Source organism: Ruegeria sp. CDSA246 (assembly GCF_059611225.1).
On sequence record NZ_JBXWPD010000005.1, the window covers coordinates 93,283 to 118,093 of the forward strand.

The following is a 24,811-nucleotide window of genomic DNA, read 5'->3' on the forward strand; positions in this document are numbered from 1 at the left end:
GTTACGCTGCAAACTCCCGAACCATATGGTTTGTTGGCAGCGCTTGTATGCGCAAAACTGGCGCGATTCAGCCATGGCCGTCCGACTTCGTGATTTCACATTTGTATTCGACAGTATCCGCCAGAACTGATTGTGCGGAAAAGATCGTCTCAGCAATCCCCGTAGGCGATGCTGTCATTTTGCTTTCTCAAAAACTCTTCCGTGGGTGCTATTCAACGAGCACCCGCCAGATTGGTAAGTGAGGAAACAACTACTTAGACAGGGCTAGCGGCCGCATTACTAGATAGAAAAAAGTACCGTGCGGTACCGCGTTATTTCCGTTGGGCTGAGCGCTTTTTGCACATCCAGCGGGCTTCCGGTTTCGTCGCTTACTTCAGAATAAAAGGAGAGGCTTTCCAGCAGGTCCGATGTCCGCTGGTACCTGTCTTCTTCGGGCAAAAGCGGTGAGTGGAGTGAGAGGTACAGAGTAGGTCGCGTCCGTTTCAACCAGGGCAGGATCGTTGGCAGCACAAAAAACTCAGCCCCCTCAATATCCATCTTGACCAGAGATACACCCGACAGGTCATTCGCGGCCTCGAACTGGTCCCATGCGATCGTCAAGGCGTCGTTGCCGTGTGTTCCGTCATGCAAAAGTGAGCTGGTGGAATCGCCCGGCTCGCCGCGTACCGACGCCATGCGTGCCACTCCGAACTGATCCGACAACGCCACGCCAAAGGCCGAAACATTGCGGATGTCGTTCAGGTCGAGGTTCCAGGCCAAATGCCGAAAAGCCGTCGGATCCGGTTCGAAACACCAGACGTGCCGCGCTTGACGGGCACCGTACAGAACCGTGGGGCCAATCCACGCACCGATGTCCAGATAATCCCGATCTGCCGACAGATACTTGTCGAGCACCGCGAAAGTTTCAGGCTCCCACTTGCCATCAGACGCCTTGCGCCAAAATTTCGAATGATAAGGGTCCAGACGAAACGGCTCGCCATTCAGCTGGCCCGCATAGTATCCGCGGGCGCGGTAAAACATCTTGCGCGCCTGTGTAAGCATCGCCTGCCTCCGGGTTTTCTTGTCTCGGCTCTTGACCTGCGGCGGCTGCCAAAGCATTTAACCTTGGGAACCGCAACTTACATTTTTAACAGGGGGCCGATATGGCTTTTGAACTTCCTGATCTTCCTTATGCACATGACGCGCTGGCAGCCAAGGGTATGTCCGCGGAAACACTGGAATATCACCACGACCTGCACCACAAGGCCTATGTCGACAACGGCAACAAGCTGATCGCTGGTACCGAGTGGGACGGCAAGTCGCTGGAAGAGATCATCGTTGGCACCTACGACGCAAACGCCGTCGCGCAAAACGGCATCTTCAACAACATCAGCCAGCTGTGGAACCACAACCAGTTCTGGGAAATGATGGGGCCCGGCGGCAACGCAATGCCCGGTGAGCTTGAAAAAGCACTGACTGAAAGCTTTGGCTCGGTTGACGAGTTCAAGTCGCAGTTCAGCGCTGCTGGTGCCGGTCAGTTCGGCTCGGGCTGGGCGTGGCTGGTCAAGAACGCAGACGGTTCGTTGGCTGTGACCAAGACTGAAAACGGCGTGAACCCGCTGTGCTTTGGTCAAACCGCGTTGCTGGGTTGCGACGTGTGGGAGCACTCCTACTACATCGATTTCCGCAACAAGCGTCCGGCTTACCTGTCGAACTTCCTCGACAATCTGGTGAACTGGGAAAACGTTGCATCGCGGATGTGATTGTTAACCCAATAAGGGTTTTTCAAGGGCCTGTTGGCGGTGACGCTGGCAGGTCCTTTCTTGTTTAGATAGCTGTTTTTGATGGTGATGCTGCGTTTTGCAATCCGCATCGATTGACTGCTTCGAGCCCGAAGCAACTGATGCTTCAGGTCGTACGATTGTCGGCAATTAGAAAACCGTTTTTTTCGTTTGTCAGCGCCTCAGTTCTGCACGAGTAGGTTTTGCCTGATCGCCTCCACCTCCTTATCACTGATGCCAAGAATATCGCGGCGATAAGTGTCAAAAGAGCCATGAGCATCCTTGACCGCCTGAAGAGAGGCTGTGATTTGTTCCGGATGCGCACCGAAGGCCGGGCGCAGCGAGTGGGGGCCCTTGCCAACCAGTTGCTCGAGCTCGTCGTAGGTGAAGGCATTGGTGGTCAGGTAATCGCGCACGACATCCTCTTCGGAATAGCCTAACGTCAACATGGTGACGGCCGCCATGTATCCTGTGCGGTCCTTTCCGCCTGCGCAGTGAAATAGCATCGGAAAGTTGTTCGCATCGGTGAGCAGATGCAGGAACCGGGACACCTGCGGATCAAACTTGGTCGCAAAGTCCCGGTAGCGGTCAATCCTGATCTGGCGCAGGTCGACATCGTGATCCGCAAGCATCTGGTCGATCTCATCGAACTTGCCGTCAAACCACATTGGGCGGATTTGAGACGCGATCTCGATGGGCATGATCTTGGCGATGTCGGCTGGATCCGAGCCAATGGGCAGATTGGCGTTGAAATCCACCGAAGGAATCTGCGCGTTTGGGTGCGTTTCCAGTTCTTCCGGGGTACGCAAATCAACGATGGTCTCGATAGCGAGGCCATTCAGCTCGGCAATGGCGGCATCGGAAAGGCCATCCAACTGATCCGAGCGAAAGAGCACACCGGGCCTGATCCCCGCATCAGGAGTTGTGAGTTCGCGAAAATTCTCAAGCCCATGGACCGGATGGGTAACTATCACGTCTTCGCACTCCGATGGCAGATCAATGTCCAAAGCAGTATTGCAGGCTGTTGTTTGCGCGGTCGCTGCTCCGCCAGTGAATGTGCACGCAATTACCGCTGCCAAGCTCAATGGGGAGTGCGCTTTCATACCGTTTGTCCTCAATGCAAAAATCTCTTGATCAGATGCTCTTTAATCAGAGGAAGGATAGATATAGAAAGTTAAAGTCCATAGGATTTTTAGATGGAGTTACGAATGCCCGAAATCGAGCAGTTACGCGCTTTTGTCACTGCTGTTGAGTGTGGTTCGTTCTCGGCCGCTGCGCGAAAGCTGGGCAAAGCTCAATCTGCCATTAGCGCGACGATCTCCAATCTGGAAATCGATCTGGATCTGTCGTTATTCCACAGAGATGGTTATCGCCCCGTGTTAACGGAAGCCGGTGAGTCACTGCTAAAGCACGCAAGGTCGGTATTGAGCAGCATGGACATGCTTCGGGGGCAAGCCGAGGCGTTAAGCGGATCTGTTGAGCCAAGGTTTTCCTTCTTTGTCGAAGATGGGTTGTTGGTGGATCGTGTTCGAAGTTTGTTAACAGGCACAGCCGATAGGTTCCCAAGCCTGGAACTCCGGGTGGAGCAGCTTTCGAGGCCTTCTGTTCTAAAGGCAGTTCAATCAGGTGATGCAGACGCTGCTTTCGTATGTGAGGCGCCCAAGGAGGCGCAAAGCTACAGATGCCTGGGCGTCGGGTTTCAGAGGGTGGTGCCCGTGTGTCACGCTGACCACCCGCTGGCTAAACTGGCGACCGTGGGGCGGAAAGACCTGTCCCAATACCGTCAAGCGGTGGAACCGAGTTCAGAAGCCTCAGTCGCTGGAGACCGCATATTCAGCCCGGACGTTTGGATCTCAAGTACTTCGATCACCAGAAAGGCGCTTGTGATAGGTGGCTTGGGCTGGGCAGAGTTGCCGGTCGTTTCGGTGGAGCGAGAAATCTTAGGCGGCGAGTTGAGGGTTCTGGAGTACGAATTCGCGCAGAACGCGATCCTGAGGACGGTGGATTTCCTCACAACAAACGCGACCAACCAAGGGCCTGTGATGAGGTGGCTGACGAGTGAAATCACAACTTGGGATCAGCGCGCCTGGATTGGCGATCATCAGGTTGGCAGGCGATAGCAATGCCGACATTCAAGCAAATTCAGCGAATTCACTGTTTGTCTGCAAAGCTGAATTGAATCGGCAGAAAACCTGCCATTTCAACTTTCTGTACTGCCGCAAGTCCGGTCTGAGCCTAATTTGCACAATGCTGCACTAAACACCTATGGCTGCTTTGCGCGGCGAATGAGCTTCGCAGGGGCTAGTGCTTCCTTTCAAAAGGCCAACTACAATTGCATTTCGTTTAAAGGTTTTCAGCACTCGGCAGCGCATCAAGGCAAAACCTTAAGGGAGTGCTTTTGGGCAGCGCACAGTAACCTTTTGACGGCAAGATGTCCGAAGGTGAGCTTCCGCCTCCGATCAATATAAGGAGGAAATCCTCCAAAGGCGGCAAAAGCTCACGTGAGTTTGCTGCCGTCTGCTCCAATGACAGTGATTGAAAAGCGCTAAAAAGCGGAATTTCGATAGTGCCGTCAGTACCCTCGGGATATTCGTGCAGGTATTGTCGCGCACCCCAGACAGGCTCAGTAAAAAAATCGCGATAGTAAGCCCGGTCCAACCGACTGAACTGAATCCCCAAACCTTCTTGTTCAATTTTCCCGCTGCGGACACTCTGGTAAATGTCCGTTATTCTCTCATAGACTTCGGGCCACTTCACGGCCTCAACTGTGGCGCTTAGCGAGATAATCGCCTTTTTCTTACCCATGACAACGAAGTCTGAGCGTGGATCGTAAGCCGCGCGCAATTCCTGGCGGATAATACGAAACATCTCGGATCCTTGACTGGCACCGATGTAATCCACCAAGACATTTGTCCCAACCTGGTCAATCTCATCTTCAAACTCTTCAGCTTTGACAAAAAGGATCAGCATCTCGGTAGAGTCAGGATCGGCAAAGTGAATGACACCCGTCGGAAGGCTGAAATCTTCCTCATTCGTGCCAATCAACGCTTCAGCCCATTTTGCGAAAGGCAAATTCCACTTTCCCTTCAGGCGCGGAAGCTTGCTGACCAATCGAAGAGTGCGGCGTTCTACTTCTTGGTCTCCGGATCTTAGGATTGCCTGAATGGGTTGACCAAAACGAAATTCGCCACCCCCAACCTCAGCATCTGCGTCGCCAGGTTCGTACTCCAGGAAATGCGCCACTTCCTTCAGAACATCTTCTGGCCTCCTGGTTCTGGTAGACTTGGTAGAGTTGGAATACTGCAGCTCTCTTGCATACCAGTCGTCCGAGTATTCCGCCTCAAGCAAGAGGTTTTCGAGGTGAACGATGGTCTCTGGAAAGACTTCGTTTGGCGCCGAGACCGTGAGCATCAGACTACGGCGACTTGTTTCGACGTAATGCTTGATCCCTTTCAACTGCTTGTACTCAGCAATTTTGTAGGAAGAACGGCTTGATGTTCCTCCAGAAATTACACTTGAGAGACCTGCACGCAATGCGGCCACCCGGTCTATCGTCGGTCGATCTATCGGCCAAACCAAGGTGAGCTCAGAAATGCCGTTTTCCAGAGGCATCAGATAGGCAAAATTTGCATCACCGGTCGTTGCGATCAGCTCCGCACGGACCTGCTGCGCTGACAGCAGGCTGAGAACCAATAAGAGAGAGGAAATGAACCGGCTTTTTAATGTCTGCATGTTACTCTGCTTTTTCGGCCAACACGACCGAAGTGGCTGATGGCTTGATGACCTTTTCGGCAAAATCAATAACGTCCTGATCTGTCGTATCGTTCAAGATGTCGACAAATACAGTCGGTGTGAGAGGGGGGAAACCATCAGAAGCCACATTCGACAGGAATGATAGAAACTCTGTGGGCCGGCGCGCGGCATTTCTGGATCCAACGACCTGCATCCGGCGCGCTTGATTGATTTCATCCCTGGTGATCGGTTCGTTCAACAAATTGGCCAGAGTTTCTGTCAGATGGTTATGCGCCGCGTCCAAGCTGAAGCCGGGCATTAGGTGCAAATCTATGGTAAGTTCCAGATCCGCATTTTTGGCAAAAAACCAGTCAGCGTCGACGCTGAAAACGCGCTCGTCTTGATAGTACAGGGCCTTGTAAAGCCTTTCGTTCAAAACATCGGTGGCGATAAAAAATGCGCCCTGCATATCGATGCTGGTTGATCGATCTTCGAAGTCCACGAATTTCGCAAACTGGATTGTGTCATGCGCCAACTTGTCCGACCGAATGCGTTCAACAAACCGAACCTCAGGGTCTGGTTTGTCGTCTAACCAGCGTTTTTGAGGGGCCTCAGAAGGTTCTGTGTCCCCAAATATACGAGCAACGAGTTCTTCGGCTTTACTAGGTTCAATTTTTCCCGACACGATTAACGTCACATTGGACGGCGTATAGTGAGTTTTGTGAAACTGATAGGCCTTCTCAAGGTTCAATTGCGGAAGATCTTCAATGGTGTTGTCTGCACGGCCGCGCAAAGTGCCGTAGAGGTTTTGAAGTGCAATTCTTCTGAGCCAACGAAGCGGAGACTGCCTTTCACGAAGAAATGTTTCACGCTGTACGATACCAATTTCGCTTTCCGCAAATCCTTCTGGCAGCGATGGCGTGTCAAGGACGGCCCGAGACAGCTGCAGCAACATTTCTATGTCAGAAGGTACGCCGGAATTCGTGTACACCGTTGATACGTTATGCGTTGTCGCGTAGATATCGCGCTCTCGGGGCTTTCTGAGTATTGTGGCGTCCGCTGAAAACGCAGCCAGATGCTCAGCTAGATGAGCTGTACCGGATGGTTCCGGATCATCATACGCTCCCGATAGAACAATTAGCTGCACGTCCACACGGTCGAAGTCATCCCTCGGAACCACATAGGCTGCGTATAATCCGCCTTTCTCAGAAAGAGGGGTGACGCCTTGAGCATGAGCAGTTCCAGAAAACACCAAGAGGACAAGCGAAAAAAACAATACGACTGTGCGCATCATAATCCTTTAAATTATGTCACTTAGTCCAAAAAAACGTCCGTCATCAGGCGTTTAACGAATGCGACAGTGATTTACTAAATGCTTGTGGGATACGAGCTGCTATTTCAAGCCGCCAATTGAAAACTTGCCGAAATGTGTTCGACACGGGACTAAATACGCGCGGAACCCGTACCTCAGCTCTCTATGGAGAGATCACCCAAAAGTAATACATCGTAGAGCAGCAGCGAGTGGCAGTTATCCAGAGATCAAGAGGGAAGTGTCTGCTTTGCCCGGCGATCCAGCTCTCAGTAGGTTCTGTACAGCATCACGCGTGAACCTAGGAGCGGCAGAAGTGCACGCGCGAGATCTGGATCTGCCTCGATCAATGGTATGACCCGTTCGTCGAAAGACCCCTGATCAACATGCGACGGCAATTGCTGGCCGAAGACCCTGAACAAGCCGCGGACTTCGTTGGTCAAATCGATGCATTTCCTTTGAACAGCCGTGCGGCTTCTCAATAGTGTTCTTAACGCGTGTGCCATGCGGCTCTTGATGAAAAATTTACTGAACCACCCAGATCGCAACACCTCTGCAATCCCTCGCGCATGCGTTTTGTCGGTCTTGTTACGCATCGCTGAACGAGCCGCGTTCACTTGCCGTGCTTCCATCCAGACCACATCAAGACCAGCGGCCCGAAGCCCATGACGCAGGTGCAGGCTCATCGAAGCAGAACCAAATTCAATCCGACACTGACTGGCAGACCCATCAATCTGGTTAGCCCAAATACCCATGCTTCGTCCCGCAAGCTGATATTAGCCGAAAAGCTATTCGACAGAGCCGGCGTGACCCTGCAACTCCGCCGCAGGAGAAAACCTGCCTTCACGTCAACTTTCGAATTGAGACCTATTGTACGCCGCCCCGCAATACCTAGCTAAAGTATGCGGAGGGAGAGAGCCGCAAACCACTAAGAAAACGGTCAGGCACCGCGCTGAATGACTTTGGCGCGTCTCGGGTAAGCTGTGCCTGACGCATGAGGGATGGCCAAAAAAACGCCATTACAGGAGAATACAATGGTCGAACTTGCACAGGGAACATGGGTTGTCATCGCCGACGGGGAAAAGGCGCTGTTCATGGAGAATATCACCGACGCTGATGATCCCAATCTGGTTGTCGTATCCGTAGAAGAAAGCGACGGACCAAGGACCAAGCCTTCGGACCGGGCCGGTCGTCGTTTTGACACGGCACCACATCAGAAATCGGCCGTGGAAGAGAGCAAATGGAAAACCCATGCGAAATCCCTGTTCGTGCAGGATGTCGCCAACCTGTTGAACCGTAAGGGTTTAAAAGGGGCCTATAAACGATTGGTCCTGGTAGCCAGCCCGCATGTTCTAGGGTTGCTGCGCCGGCGGTTGCACAGCGAAGTGCTGGGCAAAGTGGTTGCCGAGGTCGATAAAACTCTGACCAATCATCCGATGCATAAGGTCGAACAGGTGCTGCGACAGCGCCTTGCTCCGGCGACTTGAATTTGACGATGGCAAACGGGCGGTTCTGGCCGCCCGTACATCTGTCAGCCTAAGTCAGAACTTTCCTGAGCGTTGACATTGCAGCCTCCGGGCCATCGACCCAAGTGATGAAATCCGACAGCGATGCGTCGGCAAAGCCTTGGCCGATGACCTGTTGCAACAGCTCGTGCAGCGTATCCCAATAGCCATCCACATTCATGACTAGAATGGGTTTGTCGTGCAGGCCCAGCTGCCGCCAAGTGAGCGCCTCGAACAACTCATCCAGCGACCCCGGACCGCCGGGCAGGACAATAACCGCATCGGCATTCATGATCATGACCTTCTTGCGCTCGTGCATCGTCTCGGTGACCACGAAACGGGTCAGGTCCGTCTTGCCGACTTCGCGTCGCAGAAGGTGCACCGGGATGACGCCGAACGTGTCACCACCAGCGGCTTGCGCGGCTCGCGCGACCTCGCCCATTAGCCCCACATCCCCGGCCCCGTAGACCAGCCGCCAGCCTTCTTTGGCCAAAAGGGTTCCAAAGTGTTGCGCCGCGTCGGAATAGGCCGGATTCGCGCCATTTCGTGACCCGCAATACACACAGACAGATTTCTGAGACATGGGTTGGCTTCTCCGGGCTTGTATATGGTGTTTTGACCCGTGATAGCGGGATTGATAGATTGGCTCAACCGTCAGACAGATTGTGTTTTACTCAAAGCACTTGCGCTGCGGAGCGAAAGGAAAAGAATGAACTCCAAGTCGGGAAGCGAAAGCTCCGGTACTTTCATCTGGGGGGTGATTGCCGGCATCGTTGCATTAGTCGGGGCGGGCGGGTTGTACCTGTCCGGCGTCTTCGGGACGGGTCCTCAGGAAGCTTCACCGCAGCAAGACACCTCTGTCCAAACCACGGAAGAGGCCAGTTCGGTTTCCACCCCGTCCGAGGATCAGAGCACGGCAATTGAGGAACCGGAAACCGCTGATCCGTCTGATTCCGAGACCGCACCGGCGACGGAAACGGCTGAGGCTGACCCGGGTGTCGCGCCACCGACTCTGGACCAGATCTTTGTTGAGCCGGACGGCAATACCGTTCTTTCTGGCAATGCAGAGCCAGGCACGGATGTTCGTGTCCTGCTGGATGGTGAGCAAGTGCACAGCTTTACCGTCGATAACACCGGTCAGTTTGCCGAGTTCCTTTCGATTCCATTTTCAGACGATGCGCGCGGGCTTACGTTGGAAACTGCGGGCCAGGATCAACCCGTTCGTTCGGACGACTATTTGATTGCAGCCTTGCCTGAACCTGAACCTGAACCTGAACCTGAACCGACGACCGAGCAGGTCGCCGCTGCCGAAACGGGTGACGCTGCGCCCTCCGGCGACGAAACAGCAGGGGCACAAGACACACCCTCGTCAGAGCCAACAGATGAAACGACGACCGGGGATGTCGAAACGGCGGATGCGCCCGCAGAACCGTCTGCGGATCAACCCCAGGAGACGGCACAAGAAACCGCTGAAGAAGGCGATGAAAATCAACAAGTTGCCATTCTGCGTTCCGGCGAGGACGGGGTTGAGTTGGTTCAGTCTCCAACCGCCGAACCCGACGCCTCGGACGAGGTGGCTTTGGACACGATCGGCTATTCCGACGTTGGCGACGTAGAGCTTACCGGCCGGGTCCCGGACGGGTCTGCGGTGCGACTGTATCTGGATAACCAGCTTGTTGATGATCTGTCGCCGGTTGATGATGGTAAATGGCGCAGCGAACTCGAGGGAATTGATCCCGGTATATATACATTGCGCGTCGATGAAATCGCCTCGGATGGTACAGTGGTCAGCCGCCTGGAAACCCCGTTCAAGCGCGAACCGCTAGAGGTGCTGCGCGCGGCAGAGGCCAGTGATGAGCCCGAGGGCGAACCAGATACGCCCCCGATCCGCGCGGTCACCGTGCAGGAAGGCGACACGCTTTGGGCCATTTCGCGCGACCGGTTCGGTGATGGTATCCTGTACGTGAAACTGTTCGAGGCCAACCGCGGCGCGATCCGCGATCCTGACCTGATTTATCCCGGTCAGATATTCACCATCCCGGAATAAACTATTGCCGCTGGCCCTCGGTGGGCCGGCGGTCTATCTCTGACCGCAGATCAGGTACGTGATGAGACGAGCAGCGCCAATGACATCAGCCGATACGCCCACGTCCGACGAACGCAGCTCTGGCTGGCGCACGATCCGGAAAGTTGCGCCCTATATGTGGCCCGAGGACGAGCCTTGGGTAAAACGACGCGTCGTTCTGGCCATGGGCATGCTTGTTTTGGCCAAGCTTATCGCGGTCTATACTCCGATCCTTTACAAGGGCGCAGTTGATAGTTTGGCGGGTGAGGGCGTACCGCCGCTTGCGTTGGGTGCTATTGGTCTGACGGTGGCTTATGGCGTCGCGCGGATGATGACCGTCGGCTTCCAGCAGCTTCGCGATGCGGCCTTTGCTCCGGTGGGGCAGCGGGCCTTGCGCGCGCTGGCGTTGGAGACGTTCCAGCATATCCACCAACTATCCATGCGTTACCACGTGACGCGTCGCACCGGAGGGCTTAGCCGGATTATCGAGCGTGGTGTGAAAGGCGTGGAATTCCTGTTGCGCTTTTTGCTGTTTTCGATTGGTCCGCTGATCCTGGAACTGCTGTTGGTCGCGATCATCCTGATGTGGCTGTTCGACGTCTGGTATCTGGTTGTCGTTGCTGTCACCATCGCGCTGTACATCTGGTTCACCTTTGCGGTGACGGAATGGCGCGTGAAGTTGCGCCGCGAAATGAACGATCAGGATACTGAGGCCAATCAACGTGCCATCGACAGCCTGCTGAACTTTGAAACCGTCAAGTATTTCAATGCTGAATCGCGCGAGGCGGCACGGTATGATGTGTCGATGAAGGCCTATGCCGGGGCTGCGCTTAAAACGGCGTATTCGCTGGCCTTCCTGAATTTCGGTCAGTCCCTTCTGATCACTTGCGGGCTGATCGGCGTGATGGTTCTGGCGGCCATGGGGGTGCAACAGGGAACGCTGACCGTCGGCGATTTCGTCATGGTCAACGCCTATATGATCCAGATCACCGTGCCGCTGAACTTTCTGGGCACTGTCTACCGGGAAATCCGCCAATCGCTGGTGGATATGGGGCAGATGTTCGACTTGCTGGAACAACCGACCGAGGTGCAGGACAAGCCCGGCGCGCCAGATCTGGTGGTCAGTGGTGGTGAGGTGGCATTGGACAATGTGCGCTTTGGTTATGATGCGGACCGCGAGATCCTCAAAGGTGTGTCGCTGACGGTACCTGCTGGCCAGACTGTTGCAATTGTCGGTGCCACAGGTTCGGGTAAGTCGACGATAGGCCGCTTGCTGTTCCGGTTCTACGATGTCACCGGGGGCGCGTTGAAGATCGACGGGCAGGACGTGCGCGACGTGACCCTGAACAGCCTGCACGCAGCCATCGGCGTCGTGCCGCAGGACACAGTGCTGTTTAATGATACCATCCGCTACAACATCGCTTATGGCCGGGACGGGGCCACTCAGGAAGATGTCGAAGCTGCTGCCAAAGCTGCGCAGATCCACGACTTTATCGTGACCTTGCCAGAAGGCTATGACACCAAGGTTGGAGAGCGGGGTCTGAAGCTGTCGGGTGGCGAGAAACAACGGGTGGGCATTGCGCGTACCCTGCTGAAGAACCCGCCGATCCTGCTGTTGGATGAGGCGACCTCGGCGCTGGACACAGATACCGAACAGGACATCAAGGACGCATTGGCGCGGGCTGGTGAGGGACGGACCGTGCTGACGATCGCGCACCGCCTGAGCACCATTGCCGAAGCGGACCGCATTGTTGTTCTGGAACGCGGAGAAATCCTTGAACAAGGCACCCATGACCAGCTTTTGCAGCGCGAGGGCCGTTACGCGCAGCTCTGGAGTCGCCAGCAAGCGGACGCGGCCTGATCCGGTCACAGGGGTATTTCAGGAGACCAGGCAGAACAGCGCAGCAAAAATGCGTTCATTCCTCCAAGTTTAATTTGACGTTCATTTTCCTTGGTGACAAATCACCTAAAGACACGGTGCCAGGTTCTTTGGCCGGACCTTAACTAAAGGAATATCTAATGAAAATGCGTGCAGCAGCAGCCTTGGCCGCAACTGTTCTTACGGCGACTTCGGCATTTGCCGAGGATCTTGAATTTCTGGTTGTGAATGAATCCAGCGCGGATCTGGTCGAGTTCAATGTCTCGCCTGGGTCTTCCGGCAGCTGGGAGGGAAACCTGCTGAGCGGTGGCTATGTCGCGCCCGATTATGAAATCGATGTTGTCATCGCGGATGGCCTGACCACATGTGTCTACGATATTCGGGGGGCGTTCGACGATGGGTCGTCGGCTGAAGACTTCGGTCTAAACCTGTGTGATTTGGGTGAATATGTATTCACCGACTAAGTCTTAGAGACTAAGTCCTGGCGAAGAAAAATGGCGAACCTTGCGGTTCGCCATTTGCATTACTCGGCCGCCTTTAGGGGTGACGTTGGCGGGTGATCGGGACGCTCATCCTTGTCTGCATCCGGTGCGGGCGCGGTCGGCGTCTCATCCCCCCAGACAACCTCGGTGGCCTGTACCTGACGGGCAGCATGACCAACCGCCATATCCTGAGCGATTTGGCTGGAACGACCTGCAGTGGCCCGTGCCAGCGCCTTGGCCAGCCATACCGCATAGGTGGTGACCCACACCCGCAGCGCCAGGAACGATGGCGTCACGATCAGGGTCAGCACCGTTGCAATACCCAGCCCGAACACAACCGCCGTAGCCAGCTGTTTCCACCACAGCGCAGTTGGGCTGTCGATGGAGTAGCCGCCATTGATGAAGTCCAGCGACAATCCGAACATCATCGGCGTCAAACCGGCCATCGTGGTCAGGGTGGTCAGCAGAACCGGGCGGATACGCGCCTCTGCCGTGCGGATGATCGCTTCGATCCGGGGCATATACCGGCTGTATTCCTGATAGGTATCGATCAGAACAATGTTGTTGTTCACCACGATCCCCGCCAAGGCCACAATCCCTGTCCCGGTCATGATGATCGAGAAAGGCTGCTGCATGACCATCATCCCGATCAAAACGCCGGTGGTCGAAAGCACAACGGCCAGCAGAACCAGCACCGAGTTGTAGAATGAGTTGAACTGCGCCAGCAGGATCACAAACATCAGGCCTAAAGCAGCCAAGAAAGCGCTGGACAGGAAAGCCTGGCTTTCTGCCTGATCTTCCTGATCGCCGGTCCATTCCCAACTGACGGTGCTGCCGAAGGGATTGGTTTCAAGCCACTCGGTCAGCACTGCAATGCGTTCGTTGGCATTGATCAGGCTAATCCGGGCGTTTCCAGATTCCAGATCGGCGCGCACTGCATCGACATCTCCCGCACCCGTCAACATGACAAGCTCGAAATTGTTGCCGGTCGGTCCAGTGATGATCGCGCCTGTGGGTTCTGTACCTTCCACGACGCCGCTCACAACTGCCAGCCGCTGTTCCGTGCCGTCCGCATTATCTATCACAACTTTGCTCAGACCCGGCTCAACGTCGGCCTTCACATCGTAATAGCGCTGCTGGTTGATCCGGTTGATCTCGGCCAGTTTGGCCACTGGCTTGCGGGTGACAAAGTTCGACAAAGGCACTAGCCCATCAGGCGTTCGCACTTTGAGCGTATCCAGTGTCGACAAAACCCGATCTTCGTCGGGCAGGCGAACGCGGATTTCGATTTCCTCGTCCACGCTGTCGGGGCGCATTTCGCCCAGCAGCAGCCCGCGCGTGACCAGTTGCACCATCGCGCCGACGGTTGCCACATCCGCGCCGAAACGACCCGCTTTGGCAACATCCACGTCGATCTGCCAGTCGATGCCGGGCAAGGGCAGGGTGTCTTCGATCTTGATCAGGCCGGGTGTTTCATCGAACATCTTTCGGGCCGCAACAGTGGCTGAGTTCAGTTCTTCCCAGCCGTCCGCCTTGATGCGCAGATGAACGGGCTTGGCCGAGGCCGGGCCTTGTTCCAGCGGTAGGATTTCGACGATGAAGCCCGGAATCTTTGCAAGTTCGGCGTTCAACTGATCGAGCACGAAGTCACCGTCATATTCCGGGGCAACCGTTTCACGGTCGATCAACCCGCCGAAGATCGGTTCGGACACGTTGGGCCGGTCTTCCCACGGGATGATTTCGAACTGGACGCGACCGACAGTGTCTGCCGGTGCTTGCGCACCTCCATTGTTTTGGTTGAGCCCGCCTTCTCCGGCAAAGGAAAACACGTTCACGACTGCGGGGTGCGCGCTGATAATTTCTTCGGCCGCCAGTACCATCTGGTCCTTTTCGATCAGCGATATGTTGCCACGTGCACGAACATAGGCCGTGGCTTGCTCGGGTTCGCTTTCGACGAAGAACTCTACGCCCCGGTTATTGTTCCCAAATGCGGTCATGACTGACATCACAGCGAAGCCAATGACGACAATCGAAACAATCGGCATGATCGGGTTGCCGACCAGGAACTTGATGACATAGCCAAAGGGTGTGTGTTCGCGCGCCGTATGCACATGCTGATCGGGCGCGCGTTCGATTTTCGCGGCACTCAACGTAACAGAACCAGCAAATGCTCCGAAAATAAACAGGAAGGCACCAAGCAGAACTGCTCCGAATGCGCCTTCGGGCAACAGATAGGTCGGATTCAGCAGTTGCATCGCACCAAGGAAGATCAGGTACAGCGATGGCGGCACCATAACCGCACGAACCCACCACCGGGTGCGTGCGCGCAGCCAGTCGGATGTGCGGTCAAAGACGCGGCTCAGGCGGCCTGAAACACCACCCATGACAGGCAGATAGATCAGTGCAACGATCAACGAAGCGGACAGAACGAAGATCAGCGTGACAGGCAGCATGCCCATGAATTCACCCGGGACACCCGGCCAAAACAGCATGGGCAGGAAGGCACATAGGGTTGTGGCCGTGGATGACACGATAGGCCAGAACATACGCTGCGCAGCCTCGACATAGGCGTGCATCGGGCCAACGCCCTCTTTAATGCGCCGGTCAGCGTATTCCACGACAACAATGGCCCCGTCGACGAGCATACCCACTGCAAGGATCAGGCCGAACATCACGATGTTCGAGATGCTGATGCCCATGACTGCCAGGAAGGCGAAACACAGCAGGAATGAGGTCGGGATCGCAAAACCCACCAGCAATGCCGCGCGTGTGCCCAAAGAGGCCAGAACAACGATCATCACCAGTGCGATGGCCGTCAGAACCGAGCCTTCGAGCTGGCTGACCATCGAACCGACGATGCGGCTTTGGTCGTTCGAGGTGCCCAGCTGGATTGCGGCCTGCATCTCGGGCGGCCATTTGGCCTGCGCAGCGGCAATGGTTTGTTTCACACCCTCGACTGTGTCGATCAGGTTGTAGCCCTTGCGCTTGACCACCTGCAACGCGACGGTTTGTTCGCCGTTGAAACGGGCAGTGCCTTCGCGGTCCTCAAAGGTATAGTTGATCTGCGCCAATTCCCCCAGGGTGACGACCCGGTCGCCATTCACTTTGACCGGCAGGCCATAAACATCCTGCGCGGTTTTGAAGGAAGAGGGGATCTTGACCGAGAATGTGCCCTGTGCGGTTTCGACCTCACCGGCAGCGATCAGCTGATTGTTGTTACGCACAACGTCGATAAGCTCGGCGGCGGTGACGTTGTATGCCTCAAGCCGAAGAGGGTCGATAATGACCTCAAGCAATTCGTCGCGGTTGCCCGCGATACCGGCTTCGAGCACCGAATCCATCGCCTCAAGGTCGTCCTGCAACGCCTTGGCGACTCGCGCCATAGTGCGCTCGGGGACTGCACCCGTCAGGTTGACGATAACGATTGGGAACTCTGAGAAATTGATCTCGGTCAGCGAGTATTGCTCGGCTCCGTCGGGGAATTCGGCCTGCGCGCTGTTCATCGCGTCGCGCACATCAGCCATGATCGCGGTCTTGTCCCAGCCGAAATCGAACTCCAGCGCCACGCCCGCATACCCTTCGGCGGCGGTCGAGGTCATCTCTTTCAGCCCATCTAGGTCAGCAAGTTCGGTCTCCATTGGTTTGACCAACAGATTTTCCGAGTCCTCGGCTGAGATGCCCGGAAACTGAACCGAGACAAACAGGGCAGGGATTTCAATGTCGGGCTCGCCTTCTTTCGGCAGGCTGACATAGGCAAAGCCGCCAACCACCAATGAGATGGCGATGAAGGCCAGAACCATTCTGGCCCGGCCGGCGGCCCAACTGACGATTCCAGTCATTTCGAAGCTTCCCGATATGTGGGTTCAACTGTGACGCCGCGGGTCACGAACTCTTGCCCGATGACGATCACGTCCAATGTTTCGGGCAGGCCGCCGACCCAAACGCCTTCGGCTGAATCACGCAGAAGAACGACGGGCTGGAAATCGACCACGTTGCTCTGGCCAATGGTGCGGACACCGAGTTGACCGTTATTGCTCAGGGTCAGTGCCGATTGCGGCAGGAAATGCGCCTTGGCCCCGGCGGCCGAAATGCGGATGTCGGCGGTTTGGCCGTCCCGAATGGCCAGTTCCGGGTTCGGAACAGTGATTTCGACCTCGAACGTGCGGGTTGTTTCATCGGCCGAGCGGCTCAGGAATGTCACACGACCAGAAACCTGCAGGCCAGTGACCAACTGCGCCGTGGCTTCGGTTCCGACGATGATGCGGTTAACCTCGGTTTCTGGCACAAAACCCACCAGCTTGATCGGGTCCAGTTGGATAACGGTCGCGCATAGCGCACCGGGCTGCATCAAGCTGCCCAATTCTGCGGTATCGCTTTCCAACAATCCCTTGAAGGGTGCTGTGATCGTCTGGCGATCGATTTCGCGTTCCGCGGCTTTGACCTCGGCAGTTGCGGCTTCGATCCCGGCGCGGGTGGCCTCAAGACCGGCTTCGGCGGTCTTGATACCGGCCTCGGCGGTTCTCATCGCCGCCTCGCTTGAGATTCTGCGTGTCTCAGATCCAAACCCGGAGTCAGACAGTTTATTCGCAGCCGTCAGGTTGATCTCGGCCTCGGCGACACGCGCATGTGCTTCTTCCAGGCGGGCTTCGGCTTCTGGAATGCGGCTTTGGGCTTCTAACTTGGCAGCCTTCGCTTCGGCCAGACTGGCGGGGCGGGTGCCTGGGTCAAGCTCGCACAGAAGATCGCCGGCTTCGACGAACGTGCCTTTGCGCTTGGGCTCTGAGATGACGGTCGATGTGGTTTCGGCCAGTACTTCGACCTGACGATTGGCCTTGGTCTGGCCCCGCAACAACACGGCGCTGTCAATTTCACGTGCAGTTGACCTTACGGCAACGACGCCGATCGTCGCCTGATCCACGTCCACGACTTCGCCAGATTCGCTGGCAACCTCAGGGCTGGCCTCGGCTTCCGCGCGCCCGGCGAAAGAGAACAGGCTGTCCCGTTCGAAAACCAAAAAAAACAAAACAACAATAACCAAAGCGGCGTTTACTAATGAAATCAATCGCATGCAGGACTACTCCCAGAATTCTGCGCCACATATTTTTTGCGGTCATGCTAGAAAGTGGGGACGATTATGTATCGTTTCCACACTAAACTGAATAGTTCGGTTTATTTTTTTCTACAAGAGGGCAGGCCACCGGCGGGATTGTAAAAAATCGGGCTCTTGGCTTGGCGATTGCGCCGGGGTATGACATGGCGCCATACACCAAGGATGCAGCCCCGGAGGGCAGGGATGAGCGACGTCGACAGTTTTATTGATGAGGTGACCGAAGAGGTGCGCCGGGACCGTCTGTTCTTGCTATTGCGCAGATGGGGTTGGGTCGGTGTGCTTGTGGTTGTCCTGATCGTGGGCGGTGCTGCGTTCAATGAAGTCCGCAAGTCGCGCGCTACCAGTCAGGCGCAGGATTTGGGTGATTCAATCCTGGCGGCGCTGGCACAGAATCAGTCAGAAGACCGTGCAGCTAGTCTTGCCGCCGTCGAAACACAATCGCCGGGTGGGGATGCGGTTCTTAACATGCTGTTGTCGGCCTCTCAGGTTGAGGCCGGATCAGAGCAGGATGCGGTTGCCAGCCTGAATGCCATTGCGTCCCAAGGGGATCTGCCGGAAATCTATCGCGCGATCGCGGCATTTAAGGCGCTGCTGCTGCAGAGCGAAACTCTGCCTGCAGCCGATCGCCGTCTTCAATTCGAAGCGTTGGCTGCGCCGGGTGCTCCGCTGCGGTTGCTGGCCGAAGAACAATTGGCCCTGATCGATGTGTCCGAGGGCAATGTTGACGCGGCCATCACGCGGCTTCAGGCCTTGCGTCAGGACGCAGAAATTGGCGTGGATCTGCAACAGCGTGCGGCTCAGTTGATTGTAGCGCTGGGCGGTGAACCAGAGCCACTGATCGCCCAACAGGGCTGATCCGGTGGCGGCAGGAAAACTTACAGGCGAGTTCGGAATATCATGGTAGCAAGTCTATTCTCCCGTATTGGATTGTCGATGGCAGCCCTTTCATTGACCTTGGTCGCCGCCTGCCGGGAACCCGAGGTTATCTTGCCGGGACCGCGAGAAGATATCCGGCCTGCTGCCGATACCGAAACGGTGGAAACCCGCGGCTCAAAACCGATCAGCCTTCCGGCGCAAAGAGCCAACGCGAGTTGGCCGCAAAGCCCGGGCACGGCCGCGTTCCGGACCACCAATGCACAGTTGCGCGCAACACCGCAGCGCATTTGGTCCGCTTCAATCGGTCAGGGTGACTCGCGCAAGCAGCGGATCACGGCTGATCCCGTTGTTGCGGGCGGGTTGATCTACACGCTTGATGCCGGCGCAACGGTGTCTGCCGTGTCGCCGCAAGGGCAGGTCGTTTGGAACACCGATCTTATTCCGCCAAGTGATGGCGACTCGGATGCCACGGGTGGCGGCATGGCCTATGACAACGGTGTGCTTTATGTGTCTTCCGGTTACGGCCGCCTGACAGCGCTGGATGCCAAAACCGGTGCAGTTCGTTGGCAAAAAAGGTTGAACGCGACCGGCAGCGGCGCGCCATTGGTCAGCAACGGTCTGCTGTATCTGGTGGCTGGTGACGAAACTGGCTGGGCGGTCAACACCAAGGACGGCCGCATTGCCTGGCAAATTCAGGGCACCCCAAGCGTTGGAAACGTTCTGGGTGCGCCGGCGCCAGTGATAGCATCAGATTTTTCCGTGTTCGCCTTTGGCTCGGGTGATGTCGCAGCGACGTTCCGTCGGGGGGGTATTCGCCGCTGGAACGCATCAGTAGCCGGGGGACGTCGCGGACGTGCGGCGGCGCAGATCGTCGATGTAACCGGTGGGCCAATGGTGGTGGGCGATAAGATCTATATCGGCAACCATTCCGGGCGCACGGTCGCGTTTGACGCCAATTCCGGCGAACGGATGTGGACCGCAGACGAAGGGGCCGTCGATACGGTCTGGGCCGCTGGCAACAGTATTTTCCTGATCAGTGATCGCAGCCAACTGGTCCGACTAGACGCCGCGACCGGAGCGATTGTTTGGGCGCAGGACCTGCCGGGTTTTGTCAAGGATAAGCCGGGACGTCGGGGGGCGGTCTACGCGCATTATGGTCCGATCATGGCGGGTGGGCGCATCGTCATCGCCTCGAACGATGGCTATGTTCGGTTCTTCAGCCCTGTTGACGGAGCACTGGTGAACCGTGTCGAAGTGCCAGGTGGCGCGACCACGGCACCGGTTGTGGCGGGCCAAACACTGTACGTCGTGTCGACCAAAGGTGATTTGCACGCTTTCCGTTGACCACAAGATGCGCTAAAGGGCGCGTCTGAGTCTTGAAAGTTGAGTATCATGTCGCTGACCCTCGCCATCGTGGGGCGCCCGAATGTGGGCAAATCCACCCTGTTCAATCGCCTTGTGGGCAAACGTCTGGCTTTGGTCGACGACCAGCCCGGCGTGACGCGCGACCTGCGCGAAGGCCAAGGGCGTCTGGGGGATCTGCGCTTTACCGTGATCGACACTGCGGGGCTTGAAGACGCAACCGACGACAGCCTTGAGGGCCGCATGCGCCGCCTGACCGAGCGTGCGGTGGACATGGCAGATGTCTGTCTGTTCATGATTGACGCGCGCGTTGGGGTCACGCCGACCGACGAACTGTTTGCCGAGATTCTGCGCAAACGTTCCAAACACGTGATCCTCGCGGCCAACAAGGCCGAAGGAAACGCAGCGGATGCGGGTGTGCTTGAAGCCTATAACCTTGGCCTGGGTGAGCCGGTGCGCCTGTCGGGCGAGCATGGCGAGGGAATGACCGATCTTTATTCCCAGCTTATGCCATTGGCCGATGCCGCTGAGGAAAAGGCGGTCGAGGATGCACCGGAAACCGATATCGAACTGGATGAGGACGGCGAGGGCGAGACGCCCCTGATCAGCGCTGAAAAGCCGTTGCAGGTGGCAGTTGTTGGCCGCCCGAATGCCGGTAAATCCACATTGATCAACAAGATCATTGGCGAAGACCGCCTACTGACCGGGCCAGAGGCCGGTATTACGCGCGATGCCATCAGTCTGCGGATCGATTGGGCCGACCCGGACGGAGACAGCACACCGATGCGTATCTTTGATACCGCCGGTATGCGCAAAAAAGCCAAGGTGCAGGAAAAGCTTGAAAAGCTTTCAGTCTCGGATGGTCTGCGTGCCGTGAAATTTGCCGAAGTGGTGGTGGTTCTGCTGGATGCGGCCATTCCCTTCGAACAGCAGGACCTGCGTATTGCCGATCTGGCCGAGCGCGAGGGTCGTGCCGTTGTTGTCGCCATCAACAAATGGGACATCGAAGAAGATAAACAGGAAAAGCTGCGGGATCTGAAAGAGTCGTTCGAGCGCTTGCTGCCTCAATTGCGTGGCGCACCGCTGGTGACGGTCTCGGCAAAAACGGGCCGGGGGCTAGAGCGCCTGCGCGCCGCGATTCTGCGGGCCCATGACATTTGGAACCGCCGTGTGCCGACGGCCGCGCTGAACCGCTGGCTGACGGCCATGTTGGAACAGCACCCGCCGCCAGCCCCGCAAGGTCGCCGGATCAAGCTGCGTTACATGACACAGGCCAAAACCCGTCCGCCGGGCTTTGTTGTCATGTGTTCGCATCCTGACAAAATGCCAGCCAGTTACACCCGGTATCTGGTCAACGGTCTGCGCGAATCTTTTGACATGCCCGGTACTCCGATCCGCCTGACTTTGCGCGGACAGGGGGACAAGAACCCGTACAAGGGACGCCGTAAGAAAAACGCGGGTGCCTTGGCCAAACATCTCAAGGGTCGCGCGTAACTGCGCCAATTTTCAGCATTTTCGGCTGAGGGGCGTGACAGCCCCAATTCCCCACGCTAGCATTCACTGGCGTGCATCTGTTTTGTGCGCGCGTAATTTCACGCGGAGCTTCCGCACCAGTTTTTGACAACCATTGGACCTGACCAACGTGAGGAGCGGCTGGATGGATCTGAGGGAATACACTCGGCAATACGCGGTTCAGGACAACAGATTGGCCGCGCTGAGCTATTTTGGAACCTTCGCGATGTATTTCACATCGCTAGCGCTGGCGATTGCCTTTGTGGATCGCTGGTATGTCATGATCCCGGCCGGGGTCGTCTTTGCCTTTTCGGCGGTGCGCCTGTACGTGCTTCAGCACGATTGCGGGCATCACTCGCTGTTTGAAACACGTCACCAAAACGAGTGGGCGGGGCACGGGCTTTCGCCGTTCACCTTTGCGCCTTTCGAGGTGATGAAACAGAATCACAACCTGCACCACGCCGGTATCGGCAATCTCGAGCACCGCGAGACGGGCGAAATCCACACAATGACCGTGCGGGAATGGAACAAGGCGGATTGGAAAGGGCGCTTGTTTTACAGGCTCTACCGAAATCCCTTCATCCTGGTTCCGGCTGGGGCGCTGTTCACGTATTTCATCCGCTACCGGTGGCCCAAGAACACGGTTCGGTTTGGCGTGAAGGGCGTATTGCTACACAACTTGTCGATCATCGTATTTCTTGGCCTTCTGTATTTGATCGCCGGCACCATGGGTATTCTGGTGTGGTTGGTATTCTCTTTGTTGGGCGGGATGCTGGGTGTTTTTCTGGTCTATCTACAGCACAATTTCGAGGACACGTATTGGGATCGCCGTCCGGATCTGGACCCGCAACTGGCCGCGCTGCAGGGATCATCGGCGCTGGATTTCGGGTGGTGGTTCGACAATGCGGTTGCCTGCATCACGCTGCACGACATCCACCATTTCAATGCGCGTATTCCGTCATATCGGCTGCGTGCATGCCACTATAACCTACCGCCCGAATTCACGCCGCGCCGGATCAAATTCCCCGAGGCAGTCGCGGCTTTGAACCTGAAACTGTGGGACGAAGACGCCAAGCGGCTTGTTCCGTTTCCCGGAAAAGATCAATCCGGTAACCTTGCACACAGTAGCTGACACAAATGACCTGCAACTCTGAGCACTGGCTTGTGAGAGCGTGTTTCTGGTATACATAAGATAATGCAGGGAAAATCGGAAAGGACAAAGAATGACCGCAGTGACCGCAATAAAAGGCGTTGGAGAGGGGCTAGGAAAGTCACTTACCGCCAACGGTTTCAAAACCGCTGAAGCCGTTGCCAAGGCAACCCCCGCTGCACTGGTCAAAGTTCCTCGTATCGGCAAAGCCCGCGCAGCCGTTTTGATCGCCGCCGCGAAAGAGGCGATTGCGGCGAAACCGGCAGCCGCCAAGCCCGCCGCGGCCAAGCCTGCCGCCAAGCAACCTGCTGCTAAAAGAGGAACGCGCCGCGCACCTGCCAGAAAACCCGCAGTGCGCCGACCAGCGACCCGCAAGACCATTGCCGCCGCCGCTGCCGAGAAACGGGCGGAAGAGGCTGCGCGCAAAGCGGCTGAGGAAAAGGCCGCAGCCGAACTGGCAGAAGCCAAGGCAAAGAAGAAGGCCAAGGCCAAAGCCAAGGCTGAAAAGGCCGCTAAAAAGCTTCAGGAGATGGAAGCCGTCTTCTCGAAAGCCAAGGACAAGGTGAAGGCCAAGGCGAAGAAAGATAAAAAGAAAGACAAAAAGAAAAAGGCCGACAAGACGGACAAGAAGAAAGATAAGAAAAAAGACAAGAAGAAGGATAAGAAAAAGGCGAAGAAGTAACCCTTCTCCGACCTTAACCCTCTTGAACCGGCGCCCTGTTGGCCGCCGGTTTTTTTATGCCAGCGTGCCGTCCAGTTGCAGCGTCAGCTTGCCGCCCAGATAGGGGGCCAGAACCTTGGGCAGGGTGACGGTACCGTCTGCGTTCTGGCCGTTTTCCAGCACTGCGATCAGGCATCGGCCAACGGCAAGGCCCGATCCGTTCAGCGTGTGAACATATTCCGGTTTGCCGCCACCTTCGGGCCGGAAGCGCGCATTCATCCGACGTGCCTGAAAATCACCACAGGTCGAGACCGAGCTGATCTCACGGTACGTATCCTGACCCGGGAGCCAGGCCTCGATGTCAAAGGTTCGGCGCGCACCAAAGCCCATATCGCCTGTGCACAAGATCACTGTGCGATAGGGGATGCCCAGCTGTTCCAGAATACCCTCGGCACAGCGCAGCATGCGTTTCTGCTCATCATCTGACTTGTCAGGATGGGTGACCGAGACCATTTCGACCTTTTCGAACTGGTGCTGGCGCAACATGCCGCGCGTGTCTTTGCCGGCCGATCCGGCCTCAGACCGGAAGCACAGGGAATGCGCGGTGTAGCGGCGGGGCAGATAGCTTTCTTCGATCATCGTGTCGTTGACGATATTGGTCAGCGACACCTCGGACGTCGGGATCAGCCACCAGCCTTCACGGGTCTGATAGCTGTCTTCGCCAAACTTCGGCAATTGGCCTGTGCCCTGCATCATCTCGGACAGAACCAGAACCGGGCCGTTCACCTCGGTCAGTTCGTTTTCGTTGATGTGCGTGTCCAGCATGAACTGCGCCAGCGCACGGTGAATGCGGGCAACACCACCGGACAACAGGACAAAGCGCGAGCCGGACAGCTTTGCCGCCGTTTCAAAATCCATGCCGTTCTGAACGGCTTCGATTTCAAAGTGCTCTTTCGGTGCAAAATCCAACTCACGCGGAGTGCCCCAGCGGTTGACCTCGACATTGTCGTTCTCGTCCGCACCTTCTGGCGCGTCCTCGGCGGGCAGGTTCGGGATGCGGATCAGTTGATCAGTCAGCAGTGCGTCCAGATCCTTGGCCTCGGTCTGCATCTGGGCGATTTCGGCCTTTTTTTCCGCGACCAGCGCGCGCAGGCGTTGAAATTCAGCCTCGTCGCCGCGCCCCTTGGCGGCACCGACTTCTTTGCTGGCCTTGTTCTGTTCGGCTTGTGCCGTTTCTGCGGCCTGAATCTTGGCCCGGCGGCTTTCGTCCAACCTTAGCAAATCTGACGACACCGGCGCGTCCCCACGGCGCGCAAGTGCGGCGTCGAAGGCGGCGGGGTTTTCGCGAATGGCGCGGATGTCGTGCATGGTTCAGATCCTTAAATGCGTGAATCACTGAAACCGCTTA

20 protein-coding genes are annotated in these 24,811 nt (G+C 56.5%); 11 read left to right on the forward strand and 9 right to left on the reverse strand.

Annotated elements, in window-relative coordinates; all coding sequences use genetic code 11:
- Window positions 1–279: 279 nt before the first annotated feature.
- Entirely contained in the window at window positions 280–1,041 is a 762-nt protein-coding gene (locus AC2FI9_RS07770; RefSeq protein WP_496766930.1) for an FkbM family methyltransferase, read from the reverse strand.
- Between the two features lie 101 nt (window positions 1,042–1,142).
- Between AC2FI9_RS07770 and AC2FI9_RS07775 the strand changes: the two genes are divergently transcribed.
- Entirely contained in the window at window positions 1,143–1,742 is a 600-nt protein-coding gene (locus AC2FI9_RS07775) for a superoxide dismutase (protein ID WP_113789565.1), read from the forward strand.
- Window positions 1,743–1,942: 200 nt separating this feature from the next.
- On the opposite strand, the gene AC2FI9_RS07780 is transcribed toward AC2FI9_RS07775, so the two are convergent.
- A complete protein-coding gene (locus tag AC2FI9_RS07780; protein ID WP_496766931.1) occupies window positions 1,943–2,863 on the reverse strand; it encodes a tyrosine-protein phosphatase in 921 nt (306 codons plus the stop codon).
- Window positions 2,864–2,968: 105 nt separating this feature from the next.
- On the opposite strand from AC2FI9_RS07780, the gene AC2FI9_RS07785 reads away from it, so the two are divergent.
- On the forward strand, window positions 2,969–3,880 hold the full coding sequence (locus tag AC2FI9_RS07785) for a LysR family transcriptional regulator (protein ID WP_496766932.1): 912 nt from the start codon (window positions 2,969–2,971) through the stop codon (window positions 3,878–3,880).
- A 223-nt stretch (window positions 3,881–4,103) separates the two neighbouring features.
- Here the strand turns inward: AC2FI9_RS07785 and AC2FI9_RS07790 are convergent, their stop codons facing one another.
- From AC2FI9_RS07790 to AC2FI9_RS07800, 3 genes are all read right to left on the reverse strand, one after another.
- Complete coding sequence (locus AC2FI9_RS07790; protein WP_496766933.1) at window positions 4,104–5,492, reverse strand: hypothetical protein; 1,389 nt, start codon at window positions 5,490–5,492, stop codon at window positions 4,104–4,106.
- A gap of 1 nt (window position 5,493) precedes the next feature.
- Window positions 5,494–6,783 (reverse strand): M16 family metallopeptidase, encoded by a 1,290-nt coding sequence (locus AC2FI9_RS07795; protein ID WP_496766934.1) that lies wholly within the window; start codon window positions 6,781–6,783, stop codon window positions 5,494–5,496.
- A gap of 287 nt (window positions 6,784–7,070) precedes the next feature.
- Window positions 7,071–7,556 (reverse strand): IS110 family transposase, encoded by a 486-nt coding sequence (locus tag AC2FI9_RS07800; RefSeq protein ID WP_496740469.1) that lies wholly within the window; start codon window positions 7,554–7,556, stop codon window positions 7,071–7,073.
- 279 nt (window positions 7,557–7,835) lie between these two features.
- Between AC2FI9_RS07800 and AC2FI9_RS07805 the strand changes: the two genes are divergently transcribed.
- Window positions 7,836–8,288 carry a baeRF12 domain-containing protein gene (locus tag AC2FI9_RS07805; RefSeq protein WP_496740468.1) on the forward strand — a complete coding sequence of 151 codons (453 nt, stop codon included), beginning with the start codon at window positions 7,836–7,838 and terminating at the stop codon, window positions 8,286–8,288.
- Window positions 8,289–8,337: 49 nt separating this feature from the next.
- Here AC2FI9_RS07805 and AC2FI9_RS07810 read toward each other — a convergent pair whose 3' ends face one another.
- Window positions 8,338–8,889, reverse strand: coding sequence for an LOG family protein (locus AC2FI9_RS07810; RefSeq protein ID WP_496766935.1), 552 nt, complete (start codon window positions 8,887–8,889; stop codon window positions 8,338–8,340).
- Between the two features lie 126 nt (window positions 8,890–9,015).
- On the opposite strand from AC2FI9_RS07810, the gene AC2FI9_RS07815 reads away from it, so the two are divergent.
- The 3 genes from AC2FI9_RS07815 to AC2FI9_RS07825 all read left to right on the forward strand — a co-directional run bounded on the left by AC2FI9_RS07815 (window position 9,016) and on the right by AC2FI9_RS07825 (window position 12,714).
- A complete protein-coding gene (locus AC2FI9_RS07815; RefSeq protein ID WP_496766936.1) occupies window positions 9,016–10,353 on the forward strand; it encodes a LysM peptidoglycan-binding domain-containing protein in 1,338 nt (445 codons plus the stop codon).
- 79 nt (window positions 10,354–10,432) lie between these two features.
- A complete protein-coding gene (locus AC2FI9_RS07820; protein ID WP_496766937.1) occupies window positions 10,433–12,232 on the forward strand; it encodes an ABCB family ABC transporter ATP-binding protein/permease in 1,800 nt (599 codons plus the stop codon).
- 158 nt (window positions 12,233–12,390) lie between these two features.
- The gene (locus AC2FI9_RS07825; RefSeq protein ID WP_496740465.1) at window positions 12,391–12,714 is read left to right on the forward strand and encodes a hypothetical protein; all 324 of its coding nucleotides are present in this window, start codon (window positions 12,391–12,393) and stop codon (window positions 12,712–12,714) included.
- A 59-nt stretch (window positions 12,715–12,773) separates the two neighbouring features.
- Here the strand turns inward: AC2FI9_RS07825 and AC2FI9_RS07830 are convergent, their stop codons facing one another.
- Together AC2FI9_RS07830 and AC2FI9_RS07835 are read right to left on the reverse strand one after the other, a co-directional pair.
- Complete coding sequence (locus AC2FI9_RS07830; RefSeq protein WP_496766938.1) at window positions 12,774–16,571, reverse strand: efflux RND transporter permease subunit; 3,798 nt, start codon at window positions 16,569–16,571, stop codon at window positions 12,774–12,776.
- Window positions 16,568–17,800 (reverse strand): efflux RND transporter periplasmic adaptor subunit, encoded by a 1,233-nt coding sequence (locus AC2FI9_RS07835; protein WP_496766939.1) that lies wholly within the window; start codon window positions 17,798–17,800, stop codon window positions 16,568–16,570. The genes AC2FI9_RS07830 and AC2FI9_RS07835 overlap by 4 nt, the downstream gene beginning before the upstream one ends.
- 225 nt (window positions 17,801–18,025) lie before the next feature.
- Here AC2FI9_RS07835 and AC2FI9_RS07840 point away from each other — a divergent pair, with 225 nt between their 5' ends.
- The 5 genes from AC2FI9_RS07840 to AC2FI9_RS07860 all read left to right on the forward strand — a co-directional run bounded on the left by AC2FI9_RS07840 (window position 18,026) and on the right by AC2FI9_RS07860 (window position 23,424).
- Window positions 18,026–18,697: a hypothetical protein gene (locus AC2FI9_RS07840; RefSeq protein WP_496766940.1), complete on the forward strand. Its 672-nt coding sequence runs from the start codon at window positions 18,026–18,028 to the stop codon at window positions 18,695–18,697.
- Between the two features lie 42 nt (window positions 18,698–18,739).
- Window positions 18,740–20,062, forward strand: a complete 1,323-nt coding sequence (locus AC2FI9_RS07845) for a PQQ-like beta-propeller repeat protein (RefSeq protein ID WP_496766941.1) — start codon at window positions 18,740–18,742, stop codon at window positions 20,060–20,062.
- A gap of 48 nt (window positions 20,063–20,110) precedes the next feature.
- Window positions 20,111–21,574 (forward strand): ribosome biogenesis GTPase Der, encoded by a 1,464-nt coding sequence (gene der, locus AC2FI9_RS07850; RefSeq protein ID WP_496740460.1) that lies wholly within the window; start codon window positions 20,111–20,113, stop codon window positions 21,572–21,574.
- 163 nt (window positions 21,575–21,737) lie between these two features.
- Window positions 21,738–22,724 carry a fatty acid desaturase gene (locus AC2FI9_RS07855; protein WP_496766942.1) on the forward strand — a complete coding sequence of 329 codons (987 nt, stop codon included), beginning with the start codon at window positions 21,738–21,740 and terminating at the stop codon, window positions 22,722–22,724.
- A 91-nt stretch (window positions 22,725–22,815) separates the two neighbouring features.
- Window positions 22,816–23,424 (forward strand): helix-hairpin-helix domain-containing protein, encoded by a 609-nt coding sequence (locus tag AC2FI9_RS07860; RefSeq protein WP_496766943.1) that lies wholly within the window; start codon window positions 22,816–22,818, stop codon window positions 23,422–23,424.
- A gap of 54 nt (window positions 23,425–23,478) precedes the next feature.
- Here the strand turns inward: AC2FI9_RS07860 and serS are convergent, their stop codons facing one another.
- Window positions 23,479–24,771, reverse strand: a complete 1,293-nt coding sequence (gene serS, locus AC2FI9_RS07865) for a serine--tRNA ligase (RefSeq protein ID WP_496766944.1) — start codon at window positions 24,769–24,771, stop codon at window positions 23,479–23,481.
- Window positions 24,772–24,811 lie beyond the last annotated feature (40 nt).

Bases quoted from the DNA above. Each gene is read 5' to 3' on its own strand.
- AC2FI9_RS07805 (WP_496740468.1), top strand. From the start codon at position 7,836: ATGGTCGAACTTGCACAGGGAACATGGGTTGTCATCGCCGACGGGGAA.
- AC2FI9_RS07860 (WP_496766943.1), top strand. From the start codon at position 22,816: ATGACCGCAGTGACCGCAATAAAAGGCGTTGGAGAGGGGCTAGGAAAG.
- AC2FI9_RS07820 (WP_496766937.1), top strand. From the start codon at position 10,433: ATGACATCAGCCGATACGCCCACGTCCGACGAACGCAGCTCTGGCTGG.
- AC2FI9_RS07810 (WP_496766935.1), bottom strand. From the start codon at position 8,889: ATGTCTCAGAAATCTGTCTGTGTGTATTGCGGGTCACGAAATGGCGCG.
- AC2FI9_RS07825 (WP_496740465.1), top strand. From the start codon at position 12,391: ATGAAAATGCGTGCAGCAGCAGCCTTGGCCGCAACTGTTCTTACGGCG.
- AC2FI9_RS07800 (WP_496740469.1), bottom strand. From the start codon at position 7,556: ATGGGTATTTGGGCTAACCAGATTGATGGGTCTGCCAGTCAGTGTCGG.
- AC2FI9_RS07815 (WP_496766936.1), top strand. From the start codon at position 9,016: ATGAACTCCAAGTCGGGAAGCGAAAGCTCCGGTACTTTCATCTGGGGG.
- AC2FI9_RS07775 (WP_113789565.1), top strand. From the start codon at position 1,143: ATGGCTTTTGAACTTCCTGATCTTCCTTATGCACATGACGCGCTGGCA.
- AC2FI9_RS07780 (WP_496766931.1), bottom strand. From the start codon at position 2,863: ATGAAAGCGCACTCCCCATTGAGCTTGGCAGCGGTAATTGCGTGCACA.
- serS (WP_496766944.1), bottom strand. From the start codon at position 24,771: ATGCACGACATCCGCGCCATTCGCGAAAACCCCGCCGCCTTCGACGCC.
- der (WP_496740460.1), top strand. From the start codon at position 20,111: ATGTCGCTGACCCTCGCCATCGTGGGGCGCCCGAATGTGGGCAAATCC.
- AC2FI9_RS07835 (WP_496766939.1), bottom strand. From the start codon at position 17,800: ATGCGATTGATTTCATTAGTAAACGCCGCTTTGGTTATTGTTGTTTTG.
- AC2FI9_RS07840 (WP_496766940.1), top strand. From the start codon at position 18,026: ATGAGCGACGTCGACAGTTTTATTGATGAGGTGACCGAAGAGGTGCGC.
- AC2FI9_RS07795 (WP_496766934.1), bottom strand. From the start codon at position 6,783: ATGCGCACAGTCGTATTGTTTTTTTCGCTTGTCCTCTTGGTGTTTTCT.
- AC2FI9_RS07855 (WP_496766942.1), top strand. From the start codon at position 21,738: ATGGATCTGAGGGAATACACTCGGCAATACGCGGTTCAGGACAACAGA.
- AC2FI9_RS07785 (WP_496766932.1), top strand. From the start codon at position 2,969: ATGCCCGAAATCGAGCAGTTACGCGCTTTTGTCACTGCTGTTGAGTGT.
- AC2FI9_RS07830 (WP_496766938.1), bottom strand. From the start codon at position 16,571: ATGACTGGAATCGTCAGTTGGGCCGCCGGCCGGGCCAGAATGGTTCTG.
- AC2FI9_RS07790 (WP_496766933.1), bottom strand. From the start codon at position 5,492: ATGCAGACATTAAAAAGCCGGTTCATTTCCTCTCTCTTATTGGTTCTC.
- AC2FI9_RS07770 (WP_496766930.1), bottom strand. From the start codon at position 1,041: ATGCTTACACAGGCGCGCAAGATGTTTTACCGCGCCCGCGGATACTAT.
- AC2FI9_RS07845 (WP_496766941.1), top strand. From the start codon at position 18,740: ATGGTAGCAAGTCTATTCTCCCGTATTGGATTGTCGATGGCAGCCCTT.